Origin of the sequence: Rosenbergiella nectarea (assembly GCF_900111105.1) — a bacterium.
Taxonomy (GTDB): Bacteria; Pseudomonadota; Gammaproteobacteria; order Enterobacterales; family Enterobacteriaceae; genus Rosenbergiella; species Rosenbergiella nectarea.
Window position 1 is genome coordinate 139,888 of the sequence record NZ_FOGC01000007.1, and the last position, 19,161, is coordinate 159,048.

A 19,161-nucleotide genomic window follows, 5' to 3' on the forward strand; every position below is an offset into this window, starting at 1 on the left:
GATTTTTCGTTCTTTAACATCCAGTGGGAATAACCGATGCATCCGATGCTGAACATCGCCGTGCGCGCAGCGCGCAAGGCCGGCAATCTTATCGCCAAAAATTATGAAACGCCTGACGCAGTAGAAACAAATCAAAAAGGCACCAACGATTTTGTCACCAACGTTGACCGTGACGCCGAGCGTTTAATTATCGAAGTTATCCGCAAATCCTATCCGCAACACAGCATTGTGACGGAAGAGAGCGGAGATTTAGGTGGTGAAGATAAGGATATACAATGGGTTATTGATCCCCTGGATGGCACCAGCAACTTCATTAAACGTTTCCCACACTTCTCCGTTTCTATCGCCGTACGTATCAAAGGTCGTACTGAAGTGGCGGTTGTCTACGATCCAATGCGTAATGAACTCTTTACCGCAGTACGTGGCCAAGGCGCACAGCTCAATGGTTACCGTTTACGTGGCAGCACTGCACGCGATTTAGACGGTACAATCATCGCCACAGGATTCCCATTCAAAGCAAAACAGCACTCAGCGAGTTATCTGAATGTGGTAACGGCCCTGTTTACCAAATGTGCAGACTTCCGTCGTACCGGGTCAGCGGCATTGGATTTAGCCTATGTCGCCGCCGGCCGTACCGATGGTTATTTTGAAATTGGCTTAAAACCTTGGGATTTCGCGGCAGGTGAACTGTTAGTGCGCGAAGCCGGTAGCTTAGTGACTGATTTCACTGGCGGTCATGGTTACCTGCAATCAGGTAACATCGTGGCAGGTAACTCTCGTGTTGTGCGTGAGATGTTAGCGGTAATGCGCGATCAACTTAGCGATGCGCTAAAACGCTAAGTTCTTTTGATAAAGAAAAGCCGCGATAGGTCACTATCGCGGCTTTTTTATTGCGGTAATGTTTATGCGTAAACTGGGAAACGCGCACAAAGTGCCAACACTTGGCCCTTCACACGCTCGAGGGTTGCCGCGTCGTTGACGTTATCTAACACGTCGGCAATCCACCCAGCTAATTCACGAACTTCGGCTTCTTTGAAGCCGCGACGCGTTACCGCAGGCGTTCCGATACGAATACCCGAGGTAACGAACGGACTTTTCGGGTCGTTCGGGACGCTGTTTTTGTTCACGGTAATATTCGCGCTGCCCAGGGCGGCATCAGCTTCTTTACCGGTTAGGTTCTTCTCAACCAAGTCTAACAAAAAGAGGTGGTTGTGAGTCCCGCCAGAGACGATGTTATAACCGCGCTCAAGTAAAACCTCTACCATGGCTTTAGCGTTCTTCGCTACTTGTTGCTGGTAAGTTTTGAACTCTGGCTCCATCGCTTCTTTAAAGGCTACCGCTTTACCGGCGATAACATGCATCAATGGACCGCCCTGACCGCCTGGGAATACGGCAGAGTTCAATTTCTTGTAAAGATCTTCGTCACCACCTTGAGCCAGAATCAGGCCACCGCGTGGACCGGCTAAGGTTTTGTGGGTCGTTGTGGTGACCACGTGGGCATGCGGTAATGGGTTAGGATAAACCTCTGCAGCAACTAAGCCTGCGACGTGTGCCATATCGACGAATAACCATGCGCCGATGCTATCCGCGATTTCACGCATTTTTGCCCAGTCACAGACACCGGAATAGGCAGAGAATCCGCCAATGATCATCTTAGGCTTGTGTTGCTGAGCAAGCGCCGCCAATTCGTCGTAATCAATCTTACCGCTTTCATCGATGCCGTAAGGGATGACGTTATAGAGTTTACCGGACAGGTTAACCGGAGATCCGTGAGTGAGGTGGCCGCCGTGAGCCAAGTTCATACCAAGGATAGTATCGCCTGGGGTTAACAGAGCGGTAAATACACCAAAGTTAGCTTGAGAGCCTGAGTGAGGTTGGACGTTCGCGTAATCTGCACCAAATAACGCTTTTGCACGATCAATCGCCAGTTGCTCGACGATATCAACGTATTCGCAACCGCCGTAATAACGTTTGCCTGGGTAACCTTCGGCATACTTATTGGTCAGTTGGGATCCTTGCGCTTCCATTACACGTGGACTGGTGTAGTTTTCAGAGGCGATAAGTTCGATATGCTCTTCCTGACGCACTTTCTCTTGCTCCATCGCCTGCCATAATGCCGCATCGTAATCGGCTATGTTCATTTCTCGCTTTAACATTCCCATCTCCACTCAGCTTGCTTTTAACATCAAAATTCCCCCACAACGGGTATGCCGGTTAGTGTAAACTCTTTTCAAGCTGGGTGGTAGAGAGAAGCCTGTCTTTTTACGCAAACGTTTGGCTTTTCACTCTAGGCGATTATATTGCAGCCAGGTACGCCGTGTAGCGGTGATATAATGGGTAGAATTTCAAAGCATGAAAGCATAAAAAGGATGGCGATAAGCATCAATGGATGCAGATTATGCCTAGAAATGTTAGGGGGATAAAGCAAAGCAGCACGGACAAAAATTAATTATGCTTAATCGCACTGCTAAGCGAGTTGTCAGGATTAAATAGCGTCTTCGTCTTCTTCACCGGTACGGATCCGTACCACTCGCGCCACATCCACCACAAAGATTTTACCGTCACCGATTTTACCCGTTTGCGCGGTCTTCATGATGGTCTCTAAGCAAGTATCCACCATATCATCGGCAATCACGATTTCAATTTTTACTTTCGGTAGAAAGTCGACCATATACTCAGCGCCACGGTACAGTTCCGTATGCCCCTTCTGGCGTCCAAAACCTTTAACCTCAGTGACGGTCATGCCAGTGATCCCGACTTCGGCAAGAGATTCACGGACATCATCCAATTTGAACGGTTTAATGATCGCTTCTATTTTCTTCATGACAAAACCTTATTATCCGTTGCGTCGCCACACAAGAGCACTTCACAGGGTGAATGCGTTATGCGGGTAAGAGACGAGTATTATTGCTGAATTGCTCTGGGAAGTCACTGGACAAGAGAATAAGGTGCCCCACTAATGTGATGTCCAGATCAGATAACACGTTATCAACTCTAGGACAGAAGGCACCTTAAAGGCATCATTTTTATTTATGAAGCACAAGGTCATCATAACAGTAAATGAATTCAGCGAATCATAACAACAAAGCCTTGCAGGGCGAATAGCCCCACAACGCTTTAGGAGTTTTCCAGAATCAACTTAACCTAATTGTTTACGTGCATTTCTAAACAGACGCATCCATGGGCTATCCTCACCCCAATTCTCTGGATGCCATGAGTTGCTGACAGTCCGGAAGACACGTTCTGGGTGCGGCATCATAATGGTGACACGCCCTGAGGTATTCGTCACCGCCGTAATACCGTTCGGCGAGCCATTCGGGTTAGCCGGATATTGTTCGGTCACTTGGCCATGGTGGTTCACAAAGCGTAACGCGGCGAGTTTGCTGTTTTCAAGCTGCTGCAAATGATCGCTATCACGAACTTCCACAAAACCTTCGCCATGGGAAACCGCAATTGGCATCCGTGAACCGACCATCCCCTCTAACACGAGTGAAGGACTATCGACCACTTCGACCAAACTGAAACGCGCTTCAAAGCGCTCAGACTGGTTGCGGACGAAACGAGGCCACAATTCACTGCCCGGGATAATTTCACGTAGATTAGATACCATCTGACAACCATTACATACGCCAAGCGCTAGGGTTTGGTCACGGTTAAAGAATTCCGCAAAGGTATCACGCACGCGAGGGTTGAACAGAATAGACTTCGCCCAGCCCTCACCCGCCCCAAGCACATCCCCATAGGAGAAGCCACCACACGCCGCGAGCATATGGAATCCGTCAAGGGTCGTGCGTCCTGCTAGCAAATCACTCATATGTACGTCACGCGTATCAAACCCTGCACGGTGGAAAGCGGCAGCCATTTCTACATGTGAGTTAACGCCTTGCTCACGCAGCACCGCTAGCACCGGTCGAGCACCAGTAGCAATCATTGGTGCCGCGATGTCGTCGCTTGGGTCGAAGCTAAGCGAGACATTCAGTCCAGGATCGCGCTCTGCCAATTTTGCCTGATGTTCTTCATCTGCACAGGCTGGGTTATCACGCAGACGTTGCATTTGCCAGGTCGTTTCCGCCCACCATTCACGCAGTTGTGAACGTTGTTCTGAATAGACCGTTTGCCCCTCGGCAACCAGCGTAAAGTGATTACCTGGACAAGCTGAGCCGATCACACTCAGTTCTTGATCCACCCCATGCTCCGCGAACACCGCTTCAACGGCATGGAGATCGTCCCGAGCAATTTGTATCACTGCACCCAGCTCTTCATTAAACAATGTGGCAACCGGTTCAGATCCCAGCCCACTAATATCCGCATCGATGGCACAATGGCCCGCAAAGGCCATCTCTGCAAGCGTCACCAACAGTCCGCCGTCGGAACGGTCGTGATAGGCCAGTAGTTTCCGCTCACTGACTAATTGCTGAATGGCGTTGAAGAAACCACGCAGTTTCTCGGTATCGCGGACATCGGCAGGGTGTTGTCCCAGCTTACGATAGACTTGTGCCAGCGCTGTCGCGCCAAGGGCTTGCTGCCCCTGACCGAGATCAACCAGTAACAGCAGGTTGTCGCGATCAGCTTTTAATTCTGGCGTAACGGTCAAACGCACATCATCGACGCGCGCAAAGGCTGTGATCGTTAACGACATCGGAGAGATCACCTCACGGTCTTCCCCCTGCTCCTGCCAGCGCGTTTTCATCGACATGGAGTCTTTACCCACTGGGATAGTTAAGCCCAGTGCTGGGCAAAGCTCTTCACCAACCGCTTTTACCGCATCATATAAGCCGGCATCCTCACCTGGGTGACCCGCTGCGGCCATCCAGTTTGCGGAGAGCTTGATTTGCTTTAAATCGCCAATCGCGGTGGCGGCTAAGTTGGTTAACGCTTCGCCTACGGCTAAACGTGCCGAGGCAGCATAGTCAAGTAACGCCACCGGTGCGCGCTCACCCATAGCAAACGCCTCACCGGTATAACTATCTAAGCTGCTAGTGGTCACCGCGCAGTTCGCAACAGGGATCTGCCACGGTCCCACCATCTGGTCGCGAGCCACCATTCCTGTCACCGTCCGGTCACCAATGGTGATCAGGAAGGTTTTTTCTGCTACTGCGGGTAGGTGAAGGACTCGTTTAACGGCTTCGGCTATATCAATATCTTGGGCGCTAAAGGTATCGCCCTTCGCCTGCTGACGGCGCACGTCACGGGTCATTTTCGGGGTTTTACCCAACAACACATCCAATGGCATATCGATAGGTTGGTTAGCAAAGTGCGGGTCCTCAAGCGTGAGGTGCTGTTGCTCGGTCGCTTCACCGATGACTGCGTACGGTGCACGTTCGCGCCGACAAATCGCATCAAACTCCGCTAATTTATCGGTATCGATCGCTAAGACATAACGCTCTTGAGATTCATTACACCAGATCTCTAACGGCGTCATACCGGGTTCATCATTCAGAATTTTACGAAGATCGAAGCGTCCACCGCGTCCACCGTCCGAAACCAGCTCTGGCATAGCATTGGATAACCCTCCTGCTCCGACGTCATGGATAAACAGAATAGGGTTCTGTTCACCACGCTGCCAGCAGCGGTCGATAACTTCTTGGCAACGACGCTCCATTTCAGGGTTGTCACGCTGCACTGAGGCAAAATCGAGGTCCGCATCAGATTGGCCGGAATCCATCGATGAAGCCGCCCCGCCGCCCAGACCGATATTCATGGATGGGCCGCCGAGGACAATCAGTTTTGCACCAACGGTGATTTCACCCTTTTGCACATGGTCATCACGGATATTACCGATACCGCCTGCCAACATAATAGGTTTATGGTAGCCACGGATCTCATCACCATTATGGCTGCTGACCTTCTCTTCATAGGTCCGGAAGTAACCGTTAAGTGCCGGTCGACCGAATTCATTGTTAAACGCAGCACCGCCTAACGGGCCGTCTAGCATAATATCTAACGCGGTAACAATACGTTCCGGTTTACCAAAATCCTCTTCCCAAGGCTGCTCGAAACCGGGAATACGTAGGTTCGATACCGAAAACCCGGTAAGACCCGCCTTAGGTTTCGCCCCACGTCCGGTTGCCCCTTCGTCGCGGATTTCGCCACCCGAGCCGGTTGCTGCCCCCGGCCATGGGGAGATCGCCGTTGGGTGGTTGTGTGTCTCAACCTTCATTAAAATATGAATAGGTTGTTGATGAAAATCGTACTGCCCCGTTTCGGCTTCTGCGTAGAAACGCCCCGCTACGGAACCCTCCATCACCGCCGCATTATCTTTATAGGCGGAAAGCACATGCTCTGGCGTGGTTTCGAAAGTGTTTTTGATCATTTTAAACAGCGACTTGGGTTGCGCTACGCCATCAATAACCCAATCCGCATTAAAAATCTTGTGGCGACAGTGCTCAGAGTTAGCTTGAGCGAACATATACAGTTCAACATCGTTTGGGTTTCTTCCCAGCTGTGTGAAGGCGTCGAGTAGATAATCAATTTCATCTTCCGCTAACGCGAGACCAAGACGAACATTCGCCTCGGATAGCGCTTGGCGACCACCTTGTTGAATATCAATGGTCATCAGTGGGTGTGGCGTATGTTGAGTAAAAAGCTGTGCTGCGTCAGCAAGATCGGTAAAGACGGTTTCCATCATCCGATCGTGAAGTAAGGCTGCGACCTGCTCAAACTGGGTTTTATTTAACTCAGGAGCATCGAGATAGAAAGCTAATCCACGTTCTAAGCGCTTCACTATCGGTAGTTCACAGTTATGAGCAATGTCAGTAGCTTTCGATGACCATGGAGAGATGGTGCCTGGACGTGGGGTGACTAACAGGAGTTGCCCGTGCGGCGTATGCTCGGCCAATGAAGGGCCATAGCGTAATAATTTTTCTAATCGCGTTGTTTGCTCATCAGTTAACGGTTGCGTCACCTCAGCAAAGTGCACATATTCGGCATAGAGTGAACGGATAGGCAACTTAAGTTCTTGAAAGGTGGTGACTAGCTTGTTAATTCGAAAGGCAGACAGGGCAGGCGAACCACGCAAAATTTCCATCATTAATCATCTCTCGTCGTCGGTATGTCTGGCTGACATACACTGGCGCTACAGTGGGAAAACGGCGCTAGTATAATGAATCTCGTCGAATTACGAAACCGTTTGCGCGGAATTTCTCGCATAAGTCCTCCTCCGATTTGATGAACATTTATTGCTTAAAAAGTTGCTCTCTGGCGTTAAATTGCTCAGAATACACTCCGTCTTGCGCTAAGAAATCATAAGATTCACTCTCTATTACCAAGAGAAGCGCGAGCAGAACCGAGAGATAACTATTTGAAATACTTAAAATTTAATTATTTCTTTATCGGTCTTGTCACCTTACTATTAGCATCAGCTTTATGGCCAGCAATACCTTGGCACACTGGGAAACAAGATTCTCTAGCGCAGATCCAATCGCGCGGAGTGTTGCGTATCAGCACCCTAAATTCGGCGCTGACCTACCAACAGGTTAAAGATCAATCGCAGGGAATGGACTACGAACTCGCTAAGCGCTTTGCCGATTACTTAGGCGTTAAGTTAGAAGTCACGGTTCGTCCCACTATCAAGAGTTTGTTCAACGACCTCTCTGAGCAACATTCAGACCTGTTAGCCGCTGGCTTGAACTGGGATGAACAACGCGCACAGGAATATGTCGCAGGACCAGCTTATTACAGCACCTCGCAGCAACTGGTTTATCGCGTCGATAAACCACGGCCGAAGAGCTTAAATGACTTACAGGGGACCTTGAGTATTCTTGATGGGTCAACTTCCGCAAGTATACTTGAGGCGGAAAAGGCCAATCGCTATCCCCAGCTGAACTGGGTAACCGAAAGGCATCTTGGCCCTCAGCAAATTTTACGTGAGGTAGTAGAAGGTAAAATTGATTACACCATCGCGGACTCAGCGACGGTAGAAATGATGCAACGAATTTACCCTAAACTTGCTGTCGCCTTTACCGTGACGCAAGAACGGCCGGTAAATTGGTATATCGCAGGCAATAAGAGTGACAGTCTGCATGCCGCCATGTTGGATTTTTTCAGTGAACTGAACGAGCAAGGGACATTAGCGCGTTTAGAAGAAAAATATTTAGGGCATTCAGGAAATTTCGACTACGTCGATACACGGAGTTTCTTGCAAGCCGTAGATAGACGATTACCGACCCTCAAGCCGGTTTTCGAGAAATATGCCCAGAACTTTGATTGGCAGTTGTTAGCCGCGATGGCTTGGCAGGAGTCGCATTGGGATCCTCACGCAACGTCCCCAACTGGGGTGCGAGGGATCATGATGCTAACCAAGACCACAGCGAGTAGCTTGGACGTGAGCAATCGCCTCGATACCGAAGAGAGTATTCGAGGGGGTAGCGAATATCTACAGCGACTAATCCAGCGATTACCGTCTGATATTCCAAAAGATGAGCGCGTATGGTTTGCGCTAGCCGCTTATAATATCGGCTTAGCCCATCTGATGGATGCGCGGCAATTGACGGTTAATCAAGGGGCCGATCCGAATAGCTGGAGCGATGTAAAAGTACGCTTGCCGTTACTTAGCAAAAAACGCTACTACTCGCAAACCACTTACGGCTATGCACGTGGGCAAGAAGCTTACGACTATGTTGAAAAAGTACGTAAATACAATTTGAGTTTAGTGGGCTATTTACAAGAGATGGAACAACTACCTCTTGACCCGCCTCATACACCTAGTGGTATTACCACCACCCCGGTGGAACCACAATTAGTGATGAATTAACTCTCTTGAGCCCGCGCCGCAAGGCGCGCGGCTTTTTTTTCGGCCCGCCGTTGCCTAAAAAAATCACTGAGCAACGTGCCACACTCTTCTGCCAACACTCCTCCACTGATGATCGGCTGATGGTTCATCCCTGGATGGCGTAATATGTCGATCAACGATCCCGCTGCGCCTGTTTTCGCATCACTTGCTCCATAGACGATACGACCAATACGTCCATGAATCATAGCCCCTGCGCACATCACACAAGGTTCTAAAGTGACATAGAGCGTCGTCTCGAGCAGACGATAATTTTCTAATGTCTGTCCACCTTGACGGATTGCCATAATTTCCGCATGTGCGGTCGGGTCGTGGTCGTTGATTGGCAGATTCCATCCTTCGCCGATGACCTGATCTTGATGGACCAATACCGCACCGACGGGGACTTCACCCAATGTGTAAGCGCGTTGAGCGAGTTGTATCGCATGGCGCATCCATTTCTCGTCATCGTTAGGGGGAGTAGTATTCACCACAGTAGGGATCCTCAAAGCAGTAATTAACGAGGTATTATACGCATTGCTTACTATTTTAGGGGGAGATTATTAAGGGTGATAACAGGGAGTTAATTCTCAACCGGACAAATTAACACCCCTAGGCTTACTCATAGTGACGTCAATCGGGGGGTAGCACTCCGCCCCATTCAGCGATTGTTTCATCGGTATTCTATTACTTTACTACTTCCGTGAGAGCAGGTTGTAATGTGCTATAGCGAAACTGATAGCCCGCATCAATAAGTCGCTGAGGAACAGCCTGCTGCCCGCCTAAGACCAATACCGCAGACTCGCCCATCAGACAGCGAACTAGAGCGGCAGGCACACGCATAAAGCACGGACGATGTAACACCTTAGCCAGCTGAATGCTGAATTGTTCATTACGTACTGGCGTCGGTGCCACCATATTGAAAGGCCCCTTTAACGAAGGCTGGTTCAGAAGGAATTGAATCGCATTGAGCATATCCTCAATATGTATCCACGGCATGTATTGCTGACCATCACCAAAAGGCCCCCCTACACAAGCACGAAACGGCATCACCATTTTCGCGAGCGCCCCACCCTCACTCGACAGGACGACACCGGTACGTAGCAAACATACCCGCGTTTTTTCGCTTTGCGCCGCTAGCGCCAATGTCTCCCAGCGCGAACAGAGTTGACAGGTAAACTCTTGGTGTGGAGAGCTTTCTTCGGTGACTAACGCCTGCCCTTGATCACCGTAATAGCCTACCGCCGATCCCGAAATCAATACTGATGGCGGATAGGTACTGGCTTTAATTAACTCTGCGATTTTTTCCGTTAATTGCCAACGGCTCTCACAGAGAATTTGTTTTTGAGAGGTCGTCCAGCGCTTATCTGCAATAGGCTCCCCAGCAAGATTAATCACTGCCTCGAAACCGTCTAATGATGACAAACCTGCGAGTGAACTCCACAGCTCTACGTTGGGACCCAAAAGCTTGGCTGCCCGCTCAGGGGAACGGGTCAAAGCAGTGATATGATGAGATTGACTTAACAATGTCTGCGAGAGACGTTGCCCTATCAATCCAGTCGCACCAGTAATCAGAATTTTCATGGCCTGCCTCTCCGTCGTTTACCGTTATTGAGTTCTTTATTCTGCTATTCAGCATAGTCTATGTTAGTTGAAGAGTGCGGACTTTGATGCTGTTGGCTCGATAGATTATAGGGTCGGAAATGACCGGACTTAGCCCGAATTGGACGAGGCTATTTAATTATCTTTTTTTCGAACAGGCTAACCACAACGTGATAACCGATTATCGTATTAAAGCTATAGACGACAAGCAGCGGTAATTTTTAACCTCTACCGATTTCCCTCATAATCGACAAGATCTTTGCACCAATAATCATCCATTTTTATTCTTTTTATTTGTAGCCCCTTAAATCCATGATTACGTACAAAGCTGAAATTCACTAATAAAAATTATTCGAAAAAAAATAACAATTTGAGAAAATAGTCTATACGTTCTAAATTTTCTTTCGAAAAAATCACGAGATAAGTAATATCATGAGTCCTAATTGTGGACAACATATAGGATTACATCAAAAAAAATTACTTTTATTATGATAAAATTTATAAAAACCCGTCCTATATTCACTAAATTTTAAAGAGTGATGACGAGTGGGAACAGACCTATTGGGTAATATTTGGTTATCCGCTAAAGAATAGACGTGAGGAAAAAACATGGCATTACTGATCACCGACCGCTGCATCAATTGTGATATGTGCGAGCCAGAATGTCCCAATCAGGCCATCGCGCTCGGTACAGAAATCTATGAAATCGACCCGACCCGTTGTACCGAATGCATCGGACACTATGACGCGCCGACCTGCCAGAGTGTCTGCCCTATCACGCATACTGTTATTAAAGATACTGCGTGGCAGGAGACACCCGAGCAATTATGGGAAAAATTCGTTCAGCTTTATCCTAATGTTAAGGGTTAACTCTCGAAGATCACCGTTGCACTGGTATAGCGGCGAGCATCGCGTGTCAACATTTCGTTCTGTTGTATTACTTCCCCTCTCGTTAATCCTAAATTGGGAAGCCGATTTGTTGTATCTATCATCTACTTTATAGCGGCTGAACGATTCACTTTTCTGTTCCAATAGAGGTATAATTTTATCACTTAGCGTAAGTCTTTGTTACGTTACTGTGTGCATCGGTGATAAATTCGAATCGATACTTTTTACCCTTCATCTCGTAAATCAATTCATAATGACTATTTTCACGCAATAAAAACGGAATACAGGTGTCGGGATATTTCTTGCTTGCATTATCTTCCCCCGATAGAGAAACTTGGTGATTTTCTTTAGAAGAAGTGAGTGAGTGAGTGAGTGAGTGAGTAATAGTCCAAACTATCCCCTATAGAAGACGCAATGCAAATCCGATCCTGATTAACAGTAGCCTCTCCCCTGAGATTAAAGGCTAATTTATCCCCTGCACATCCCGCTAGAGACAGCAATAAAATGGAAGGTAGATATTTTTTCTCACCCGGGGAATCCTTGCAAGATACTTTGATAATGTTCGAGTAATTCTTTTTTTGTCCGAGTCGAATTATAATAGTAATAATTAAACTGCTATTCTTTCAAAACCATATTTCATCAGCAACCAATAATCGGTTACTATCGAAGCCTGTTGCTCCATTGCGTATGCGGATAAATGGGTATTTTTCAGATCATAGTGATAATTTTCAGCCCAGGACAATAATCCCCGTACCCGTACATTCATTCCATGCTGATATTGCCGTACATGCATCATTTCATGCATAAAGAGATGCTGATAATCGATTGAAGAAAAACTATAATCATCACGGTAAATATTCGTTTCAAACCAGATTTCACCATTCGGCGTCATCGCCGTATTATTCCCTTGCATTCCAAAGGGCAGATAACTTCCATGGTGAATCCAAACCCGAGCATATTGGATGCTGTGACTAAATAATTCAATTGCTAAACGAATTTCGCCTAGCGTTAATAATCGTAAACCACCTCTAAGAAGCATAGGAAATCCTTTTACATTTCTTAATGTTTACTTTAATACTGAAAAATCATTATGGAAATTAGTTTATTCGCAATGAATAATTATATCTCGTAGGATTCTGTTCCATCGAAGTTGGGGGGGTTAAGGGAGGTCATTACTGCGCCGACTGAGCAATATATAAACGAATTTGCATCGGACACTATGACGCGCCGACCTGCCAGAGTGCCTGCCCTATCACGCATACTATTGTTAAAGATACTGTGTGGCAGGAGACATCCGAGCAATTATGGGAAAAATTCGTTCAGCTTTATCCTGATGTTAAGGGTTAACTCTCGAAGATCACCGTTGCACAAGCATAGCGACGCTCATCGGCGAGCGTTACGTGATGATGCTGGATCCCCAGCTGCTCAGCAAGCACCTGTGCTTGCCCAAGTAATCGTAAACAAGGCTTACCGAGAGAGTTATTAAACACTTCGAATTGATTAAAGGCCAATCCATTGCGGATGCCAGTCCCAAAGGCTTTGGCAGCGGCTTCTTTCACCGCGAAACGCTTCGCTAAAAACCGCACGGGTTGATGGTGTTGCTGATACTGTCGCCATTCGCTGTCCGTTAACACACGTTTTGCTAACCGGTCACCTGAACGTTCTATCACCTGTTCAATGCGCGAGATCTCGACAATATCCGTCCCCAGCCCCACGATAGCCATTAACGTCGTGCATCCTGTATACACTGTTTCATCTCGCGCACGGCATCCGCCAGTCCACTAAATAGCGCTCGGCCGATGATCGCGTGTCCAATATTAAGCTCGTAAATCTCAGGTAAGGCGGCAATAGCTTGAACGTTGTGGTAAGTCAGGCCGTGGCCAGCATTCACTCTTAACCCTTTCGACGCCGCGTAACTCACTGCTGTGCTAATGCGTTCTAGCTCTTTTTCGACTTCTTGAGGATCTTGCGCTTCCGCGTAAGCACCAGTATGAATCTCGATAAAAGGCGCTTTAGTAGTCACCGCCGCATCAATCTGCCGAAAGTCGGGATCGATAAAGAGCGACACCACAATATTCGCTTGCTGCAAACGCGCCACCGCTTCATTCATTTTCGCTTGTTGACCCGCAACGTCTAAGCCGCCTTCAGTCGTCACTTCCTCGCGTTTCTCTGGCACGAGGCAGCAGAAATGCGGGCGTGTCTGACAAGCAATACTAATCATCTCTTCGGTGACCGCCATTTCCAGATTCATACGGGTCTGAATGGTTTGTCGCAGTAAGGCAATATCTCGGTCAGTAATATGGCGACGATCTTCGCGTAAGTGCACGGTAATGCCATCAGCACCCGCTTGTTCTGCTACAAAAGCGGCCTGAACGGGATCCGGATAGTGGGTACCCCGAGCGTTACGCACGGTAGCAATATGGTCAATATTTACGCCTAAATAAACTTCCGCCATGCTAAACCTCATAGATAATCGCGAAAAAAAGGGACAATGTAATCACTCCTCCGGTTTATTAACGGGAAGCTGGAACTGCCGGAAGAGTGCTTGACTTTTTAAAGGACGCCCACCTAAATAGGGCTTCAGCGCCATACGCGTAAAACGTTTTGCCGCCCGCAGTGTATCAATTTCTGGAAATTCGCGCTGATAAAATGCACGTAACTGACGACCGGTGAAGGTATGCGCGGTCGGCATCACACTTGCAATAAAGCCGCGCTCTTGCCGGTAGTTATAGGTCATCTCATCACTGACTTCTTCGCCGCTACCGGCGCAATGTAAGAAATCCACGCCGTAACCCAGATGCGTCAATAGCGCAAATTCGAAACGTCGTAATACCGGCTCAGGAGAGCTATCGAGCGCGGCAAGCGATTGCAAACAATGGAGATAGTCGAAGAAGAGCGCTGAGTAACCAATTTCTTGGCCGAGGACTCTCATCAACAGTTCATTGACATAAAGTCCACAGTAAAGATAAGTCCCGCTCAGCGGCAGCCCCATGGAGACAGGTTCAGCGCTACGCAACGTTTTGACTTCACCTTTACCGCCCCACCGCATCAGTAGAGGTGTGAAAGGCTGTAACGCACCTTTAAGGTTGGAACGGCGTGAACGAGCCCCTTTCGCCAGAACAGTGACGCGTCCATCGCTTTCACTGAAAATGTCGAGTAGTAAGCTCGTTTCGCTGTAAGGGCGAGCATGCAAAACGAAAACGCGCTGCCAGCCCTCCATCAATCAGAGATCGTCGGTATAGCCTAGGCTACGCAGTGCACGTTCGTCATCTGCCCAGCCTGACTTCACTTTTACCCATAGTTCGAGGTGAACACGGGATTCGAACATCTCTTCCATATCGCGGCGTGCTTCAATACCAATGGTTTTGATCTTAGTCCCTTTATTACCAATCACCATCTTTTTCTGGCCTTCGCGTTCGACCAAAATCAGACCATTGATATCGTAACCGCCTCGTTCATTGGTTACAAAACGCTCGATTTCAACGGTAACTGAATACGGCAGTTCAGCCCCTAAGAAACGCATTAACTTTTCGCGAATGATCTCAGACGCCATAAAGCGTTGTGAACGGTCAGTCACATAATCTTCCGGGAAGTGATGGTCCGCTTCAGGAAGAGTGTTATGAACGATACGCGCGATAGCATCGACGTTCTGTCCGGTTTCTGCACATAACGGTACCACATCAGCAAAATTCATCTTTTGACTGATCTGTTGAATATGTGGCAATAAAATCGTTTTATCTTGGATATTGTCGATTTTATTGATGGCTAAGATAACCGGTACCTTGACCGATTTTAACTTATTAAGCACCATCTCGTCGTCTTCAGTCCAACGAGTGCCCTCTACCACAAAGACAATAAGCTCAACATCACCAATCGAGCTGCTCGCTGCGCGGTTCATCAAGCGGTTAATCGCACGCTTTTCTTCGATATGCAGACCCGGAGTATCTACATAAATAGCTTGGTAAGCACCTTGAGTATCAATACCCATGATGCGGTGGCGTGTCGTTTGCGGTTTGCGTGAAGTAATCGAGACTTTTTGCCCCAATAACTGGTTCAATAGTGTCGATTTTCCAACGTTCGGGCGGCCGACAATTGCGATAAAACCGCAATGCGTTACTTGTTCGCTCATTCAATTCCTAACTTAGTCAGTGCTTGCTCTGCAGCAGCCTGTTCTGCTTTGCGACGGCTAGAACCAATGCCAACCACCGCTTCATTCATACCACTCACTTGGCAGTGAATCGTAAATTCTTGATCATGGGCCTCTCCCCTTACCTGTACGACTAAATAAGCAGGTAATGGCAAGTGACGCCCTTGAAGATACTCTTGTAAACGGGTTTTCGGATCTTTTTGCTTATCACCCGGGCTGATGGCTTCGAGCCGTGACTGATACCAGTTGAGTATTAATTTTTCTGTTTTTTGGATATCACTGTCCAGAAAAATTCCGCCAATCAGCGCTTCAACGGTATCGGCTAAAATGGATTCACGACGAAATCCACCACTCTTAAGTTCACCAGGTCCTAAGCGCAAGCACTCACCTAGTTCGAACTCACGTGCCATCTCAGCAAGGGTATTTCCCCTTACTAAGGTCGCTCGCATCCGGCTCATATCCCCTTCATCAACACGCGGGAATTGACAGTAAAGCGCGTTCGCGATGACATAACTTAAAATTGAATCCCCAAGAAATTCTAATCTTTCATTATGTTTACTACTGGCGCTGCGATGCGTCAAGGCTTGTTGCAGAAGTTCCGGATGAGTAAAAGTGTAGCCTAGTTTACGCTGCAGCTTATTTATAAGAATGGGGTTCATGCTGTTCCAGTTATTCTTTGCGTCTGTTAATTGCACATGAAACAGGGCTGTATCAACTCACGGTTTCATGTGCAGTAGTGAAAATTATGGGTTGAGTTCGTCCCTGAACTCAATCCCTATCAATGGATACCACCAATCCGGCTTAATCTTACGCCTGTTGGCCATTGACCTTCTTGTTTATCGAAGCTCATCCAGATAGCGACGGCTTTCCCAACGAGATTCTTCTCTGGAACAAATCCCCAATAACGGCTATCTGCACTGTTATCGCGGTTGTCACCCATCATAAAATATTCTCCAGCCGGGACCACCCATGTTGATTGCGGTTGGCCATCTTGCTGGTAGTAAGCATCCACTTGGCTCTGGGCTTGATTAACCAATAGAATGTTGTGGGTGACATTACCCAGAGTCTCTTGACGCTCACCCAGCTGTAATCCGCCGGGTAACATACCTGCTTTAGAGATTTGATAAAAGCCATTACCCACTTCATTTCCATCAAAACCGCTAAAGGTTTGTAGAAAATCACTCTTTTCCATCGACGAGTAAGTTATCGCGACTGGATTTTCGCAATGCCCTTCGCCACAGCCAGGGGTAACCGTTACGGTCTTGCTATCCGGATCGAAAACAATCTTGTCTCCCGGCAAACCAATCACTCGTTTGATGTAATCGACAGAAGGATCTTTCGGATATTTAAACACCACCACATCACCACGCTTAGGATGCCCAGTAGGGATCAGCGTAGTCTGGGTAATTGGGTCTTTTAATCCGTAAGCAAACTTTTCGACCAAGATAAAATCACCGATCAATAAAGTTGGCATCATCGATCCGGAAGGGATCTGGAAAGGTTCATAAATAAATGAACGCACGATAAAGACCACAGCCAGTACCGGAAATACCGATACTGACGTCTCCACCCAGCTTGGCTGACGCGCAACGCTGTCTAGAGTCGCTTTATCTAACGTGGTGTTAGCGTGATCTTGCGCCTGTTGACACTTAGCACGGCGCGCCGGGGCCCATTTAAATTTATCCAGACACCACACGATACCGGTGAGTAACGTTGCAACTGCCAAAATCAGTGCAAACATATTTGCCATGACCAATCCTTAATTAATTAATCTTTACCAACATGCAGAATTGCTAAGAACGCCTCTTGCGGTAACTCTACGTTGCCGACTTGCTTCATGCGTTTCTTACCATCTTTCTGTTTCTGTAATAATTTCTTCTTACGGCTCACGTCACCACCATAACACTTCGCCAATACGTTTTTACGTAATTGTTTGACCGTGGAACGGGCAATAATGTGGTTACCAATGGCAGCTTGGATAGCAATATCAAACTGTTGACGAGGAATGAGCTCACGCATTTTTTCGACTAATTCACGACCTCGAGATTGTGAATTATCGCGGTGAGTGATTAGCGCGAGCGCATCAACACGTTCGGAGTTGATCATGACATCAACACGAACCATGTCTGACGTTTGGAAACGCTTAAAGTTATAATCAAGCGATGCATAACCACGGGATGTCGATTTAATCCGGTCAAAGAAGTCTAAGACGACTTCGGCCATCGGAATATCGTAGGTTAACGCGACTTGATTACCGTGGTAAACCATGTTGGTTTGTACGCCACGTTTCTCAACACACAGAGTGATCACGTTACCGAGGAATTCTTGCGGCAACAGCATATGACATTCGGCAATCGGCTCGCGTAGCTCTTCAATGTTGTTAAGCGGCGGTAGTTTAGCTGGGCTATCAACATACAGTGTTTCACCACTGGTCGTCACTACTTCATAGACTACCGTTGGCGCCGTGGTAATCAGGTCCAAGTCGTACTCGCGCTCTAAGCGCTCTTGGATGATTTCCATGTGCAATAATCCAAGGAAGCCACAACGGAAACCAAAGCCCAAGGCAGTCGAGCTCTCTGGCTCGTAGAATAACGAGGCGTCATTCAGACTCAGTTTGCCCAGAGCATCACGGAAGTTTTCATAATCGTCAGAGCTTACAGGAAATAATCCAGCATAGACTTGTGGTTTAACCTTTTTAAACCCTGGTAGCGGCTTATCAGCCGAATACTTCGCCGCAGTCAGAGTATCCCCGACGGGCGCACCTAGGATGTCTTTGATGGCACACACTAACCAGCCAACTTCCCCACTGCGTAATTCATCACGGTCAACGCGTTTCGGCGTAAAGATACCCAGACGATCAGCATTATAGACTTGACCGGTACTCATCACTTTGATTTTGTCGCCTTTACGCAACACACCATTTTTAACACGGACTAGAGAGACAACCCCTAAGTAGTTATCGAACCATGAGTCGATAATCAGCGCTTGTAACGGTGCATCAATATCGCCTTCCGGTGGTGGAATATCGCGTACTAGACGTTCTAATACTTCAGGAACACCTAATCCTGTTTTAGCCGAACATCTTACCGCATCCGTCGCATCAATCCCGACAATATCTTCAATCTCTTGGGAAACGCGATCAGGGTCCGCCGCAGGGAGGTCAATTTTGTTTAATACCGGTACAACTTCCAGATCCATTTCAATCGCGGTGTAGCAGTTAGCCAAGGTTTGCGCTTCGACACCCTGCCCTGCATCCACGACAAGTAGCGCACCTTCACAGGCGGCAAGAGAACGAGAGACTTCATAGGAGAAGTCTACGTGCCCCGGCGTATCAATGAAGTTAAGTTGATAAATTTCACCATTTTGTGCGTGATAATCGAGGGTCACGCTTTGCGCTTTGATAGTGATCCCACGCTCACGTTCAAGATCCATGGAGTCCAAAACTTGGGCCGCCATTTCACGATCACTCAAGCCGCCACAGGTTTGAATTAAGCGATCAGATAACGTGGATTTTCCATGGTCGATATGCGCAATGATGGAGAAATTTCTTATATTCTTCATATCCGGGGATTTTTTCATAGTTTCCTGCAAAATTTATTCAGGTGGACACATAAATGGACCCATGATGCATGTACCCACTTTTTTACTGCGGAGCATATTACACGACAGCGGCAAAGACGTCAGCATATCAACAGCCTTGGACAGCTTTTTTTTAAGACAATTTATGGGAAGAAGTATGAAGGGGGACTGCAAGCAA

General features: G+C 47.7%; 16 protein-coding genes and 1 pseudogene. 4 read left to right on the forward strand and 13 right to left on the reverse strand.

Going from position 1 to position 19,161, the window contains the following annotated elements; all coding sequences use genetic code 11:
• The first annotated feature begins 36 nt into the window (after positions 1 to 36).
• Positions 37 to 840 carry an inositol-1-monophosphatase gene (gene suhB / locus BMX14_RS10060; protein ID WP_048912460.1) on the forward strand — a complete coding sequence of 268 codons (804 nt, stop codon included), beginning with the start codon at positions 37 to 39 and terminating at the stop codon, positions 838 to 840.
• Between the two features lie 62 nt (positions 841 to 902).
• Here the strand turns inward: suhB and glyA are convergent, their stop codons facing one another.
• The 3 genes from glyA to purL all read right to left on the reverse strand — a co-directional run bounded on the left by glyA (position 903) and on the right by purL (position 7,030).
• On the reverse strand, positions 903 to 2,156 hold the full coding sequence (gene glyA / locus BMX14_RS10065) for a serine hydroxymethyltransferase (RefSeq protein ID WP_092676331.1): 1,254 nt from the start codon (positions 2,154 to 2,156) through the stop codon (positions 903 to 905).
• A 329-nt stretch (positions 2,157 to 2,485) separates the two neighbouring features.
• A complete protein-coding gene (glnB, locus tag BMX14_RS10070; protein ID WP_048912462.1) occupies positions 2,486 to 2,824 on the reverse strand; it encodes a nitrogen regulatory protein P-II in 339 nt (112 codons plus the stop codon).
• Positions 2,825 to 3,139: 315 nt separating this feature from the next.
• Positions 3,140 to 7,030, reverse strand: coding sequence for a phosphoribosylformylglycinamidine synthase (purL, locus tag BMX14_RS10075; protein WP_092676334.1), 3,891 nt, complete (start codon positions 7,028 to 7,030; stop codon positions 3,140 to 3,142).
• Positions 7,031 to 7,300: 270 nt separating this feature from the next.
• On the opposite strand from purL, the gene mltF reads away from it, so the two are divergent.
• Positions 7,301 to 8,752 (forward strand): membrane-bound lytic murein transglycosylase MltF, encoded by a 1,452-nt coding sequence (gene mltF, locus BMX14_RS10080; protein WP_092676336.1) that lies wholly within the window; start codon positions 7,301 to 7,303, stop codon positions 8,750 to 8,752.
• Here mltF and tadA read toward each other — a convergent pair.
• Together tadA and BMX14_RS10090 are read right to left on the reverse strand one after the other, a co-directional pair.
• Positions 8,749 to 9,258, reverse strand: a complete 510-nt coding sequence (gene tadA, locus BMX14_RS10085) for a tRNA adenosine(34) deaminase TadA (RefSeq protein ID WP_268993455.1) — start codon at positions 9,256 to 9,258, stop codon at positions 8,749 to 8,751. The two genes, mltF and tadA, sit on opposite strands and share 4 nt — an antisense overlap.
• Positions 9,259 to 9,454: 196 nt before the next feature.
• Positions 9,455 to 10,351, reverse strand: a complete 897-nt coding sequence (locus tag BMX14_RS10090) for a TIGR01777 family oxidoreductase (RefSeq protein WP_092676339.1) — start codon at positions 10,349 to 10,351, stop codon at positions 9,455 to 9,457.
• Between the two features lie 627 nt (positions 10,352 to 10,978).
• Between BMX14_RS10090 and BMX14_RS10095 the strand changes: the two genes are divergently transcribed.
• A complete protein-coding gene (locus BMX14_RS10095) occupies positions 10,979 to 11,239 on the forward strand; it encodes a YfhL family 4Fe-4S dicluster ferredoxin (protein ID WP_092676341.1) in 261 nt (86 codons plus the stop codon).
• A gap of 625 nt (positions 11,240 to 11,864) precedes the next feature.
• Here the strand turns inward: BMX14_RS10095 and BMX14_RS10100 are convergent.
• The gene (locus tag BMX14_RS10100; protein WP_092676343.1) at positions 11,865 to 12,296 is read right to left on the reverse strand and encodes a type IV secretion protein Rhs; all 432 of its coding nucleotides are present in this window, start codon (positions 12,294 to 12,296) and stop codon (positions 11,865 to 11,867) included.
• A 167-nt stretch (positions 12,297 to 12,463) separates the two neighbouring features.
• Here BMX14_RS10100 and BMX14_RS16920 point away from each other — a divergent pair.
• Positions 12,464 to 12,604: pseudogene (locus BMX14_RS16920) on the forward strand (ferredoxin); the annotation flags it as partial.
• Here BMX14_RS16920 and acpS read toward each other — a convergent pair.
• From acpS to lepA, 7 genes are all read right to left on the reverse strand, one after another.
• A complete protein-coding gene (gene acpS, locus BMX14_RS10105; protein ID WP_092676346.1) occupies positions 12,601 to 12,981 on the reverse strand; it encodes a holo-ACP synthase in 381 nt (126 codons plus the stop codon). The pseudogene BMX14_RS16920 and the gene acpS sit on opposite strands and share 4 nt — an antisense overlap.
• On the reverse strand, positions 12,981 to 13,712 hold the full coding sequence (pdxJ, locus tag BMX14_RS10110; protein ID WP_092676348.1) for a pyridoxine 5'-phosphate synthase: 732 nt from the start codon (positions 13,710 to 13,712) through the stop codon (positions 12,981 to 12,983). Before pdxJ ends, acpS begins: the two co-directional genes overlap by 1 nt.
• A 42-nt stretch (positions 13,713 to 13,754) precedes the next feature.
• Positions 13,755 to 14,477, reverse strand: coding sequence for a DNA repair protein RecO (gene recO / locus BMX14_RS10115; protein WP_092676351.1), 723 nt, complete (start codon positions 14,475 to 14,477; stop codon positions 13,755 to 13,757).
• A gap of 3 nt (positions 14,478 to 14,480) precedes the next feature.
• Entirely contained in the window at positions 14,481 to 15,386 is a 906-nt protein-coding gene (gene era, locus BMX14_RS10120; RefSeq protein WP_092676354.1) for a GTPase Era, read from the reverse strand.
• On the reverse strand, positions 15,383 to 16,063 hold the full coding sequence (rnc, locus tag BMX14_RS10125) for a ribonuclease III (protein WP_092676356.1): 681 nt from the start codon (positions 16,061 to 16,063) through the stop codon (positions 15,383 to 15,385). Before rnc ends, era begins: the two co-directional genes overlap by 4 nt.
• Positions 16,064 to 16,182: 119 nt before the next feature.
• Positions 16,183 to 17,154, reverse strand: coding sequence for a signal peptidase I (lepB, locus tag BMX14_RS10130; RefSeq protein WP_092676358.1), 972 nt, complete (start codon positions 17,152 to 17,154; stop codon positions 16,183 to 16,185).
• A gap of 17 nt (positions 17,155 to 17,171) precedes the next feature.
• Positions 17,172 to 18,965, reverse strand: coding sequence for a translation elongation factor 4 (lepA, locus tag BMX14_RS10135; RefSeq protein ID WP_092676457.1), 1,794 nt, complete (start codon positions 18,963 to 18,965; stop codon positions 17,172 to 17,174).
• Positions 18,966 to 19,161: the final 196 nt, after the last annotated feature.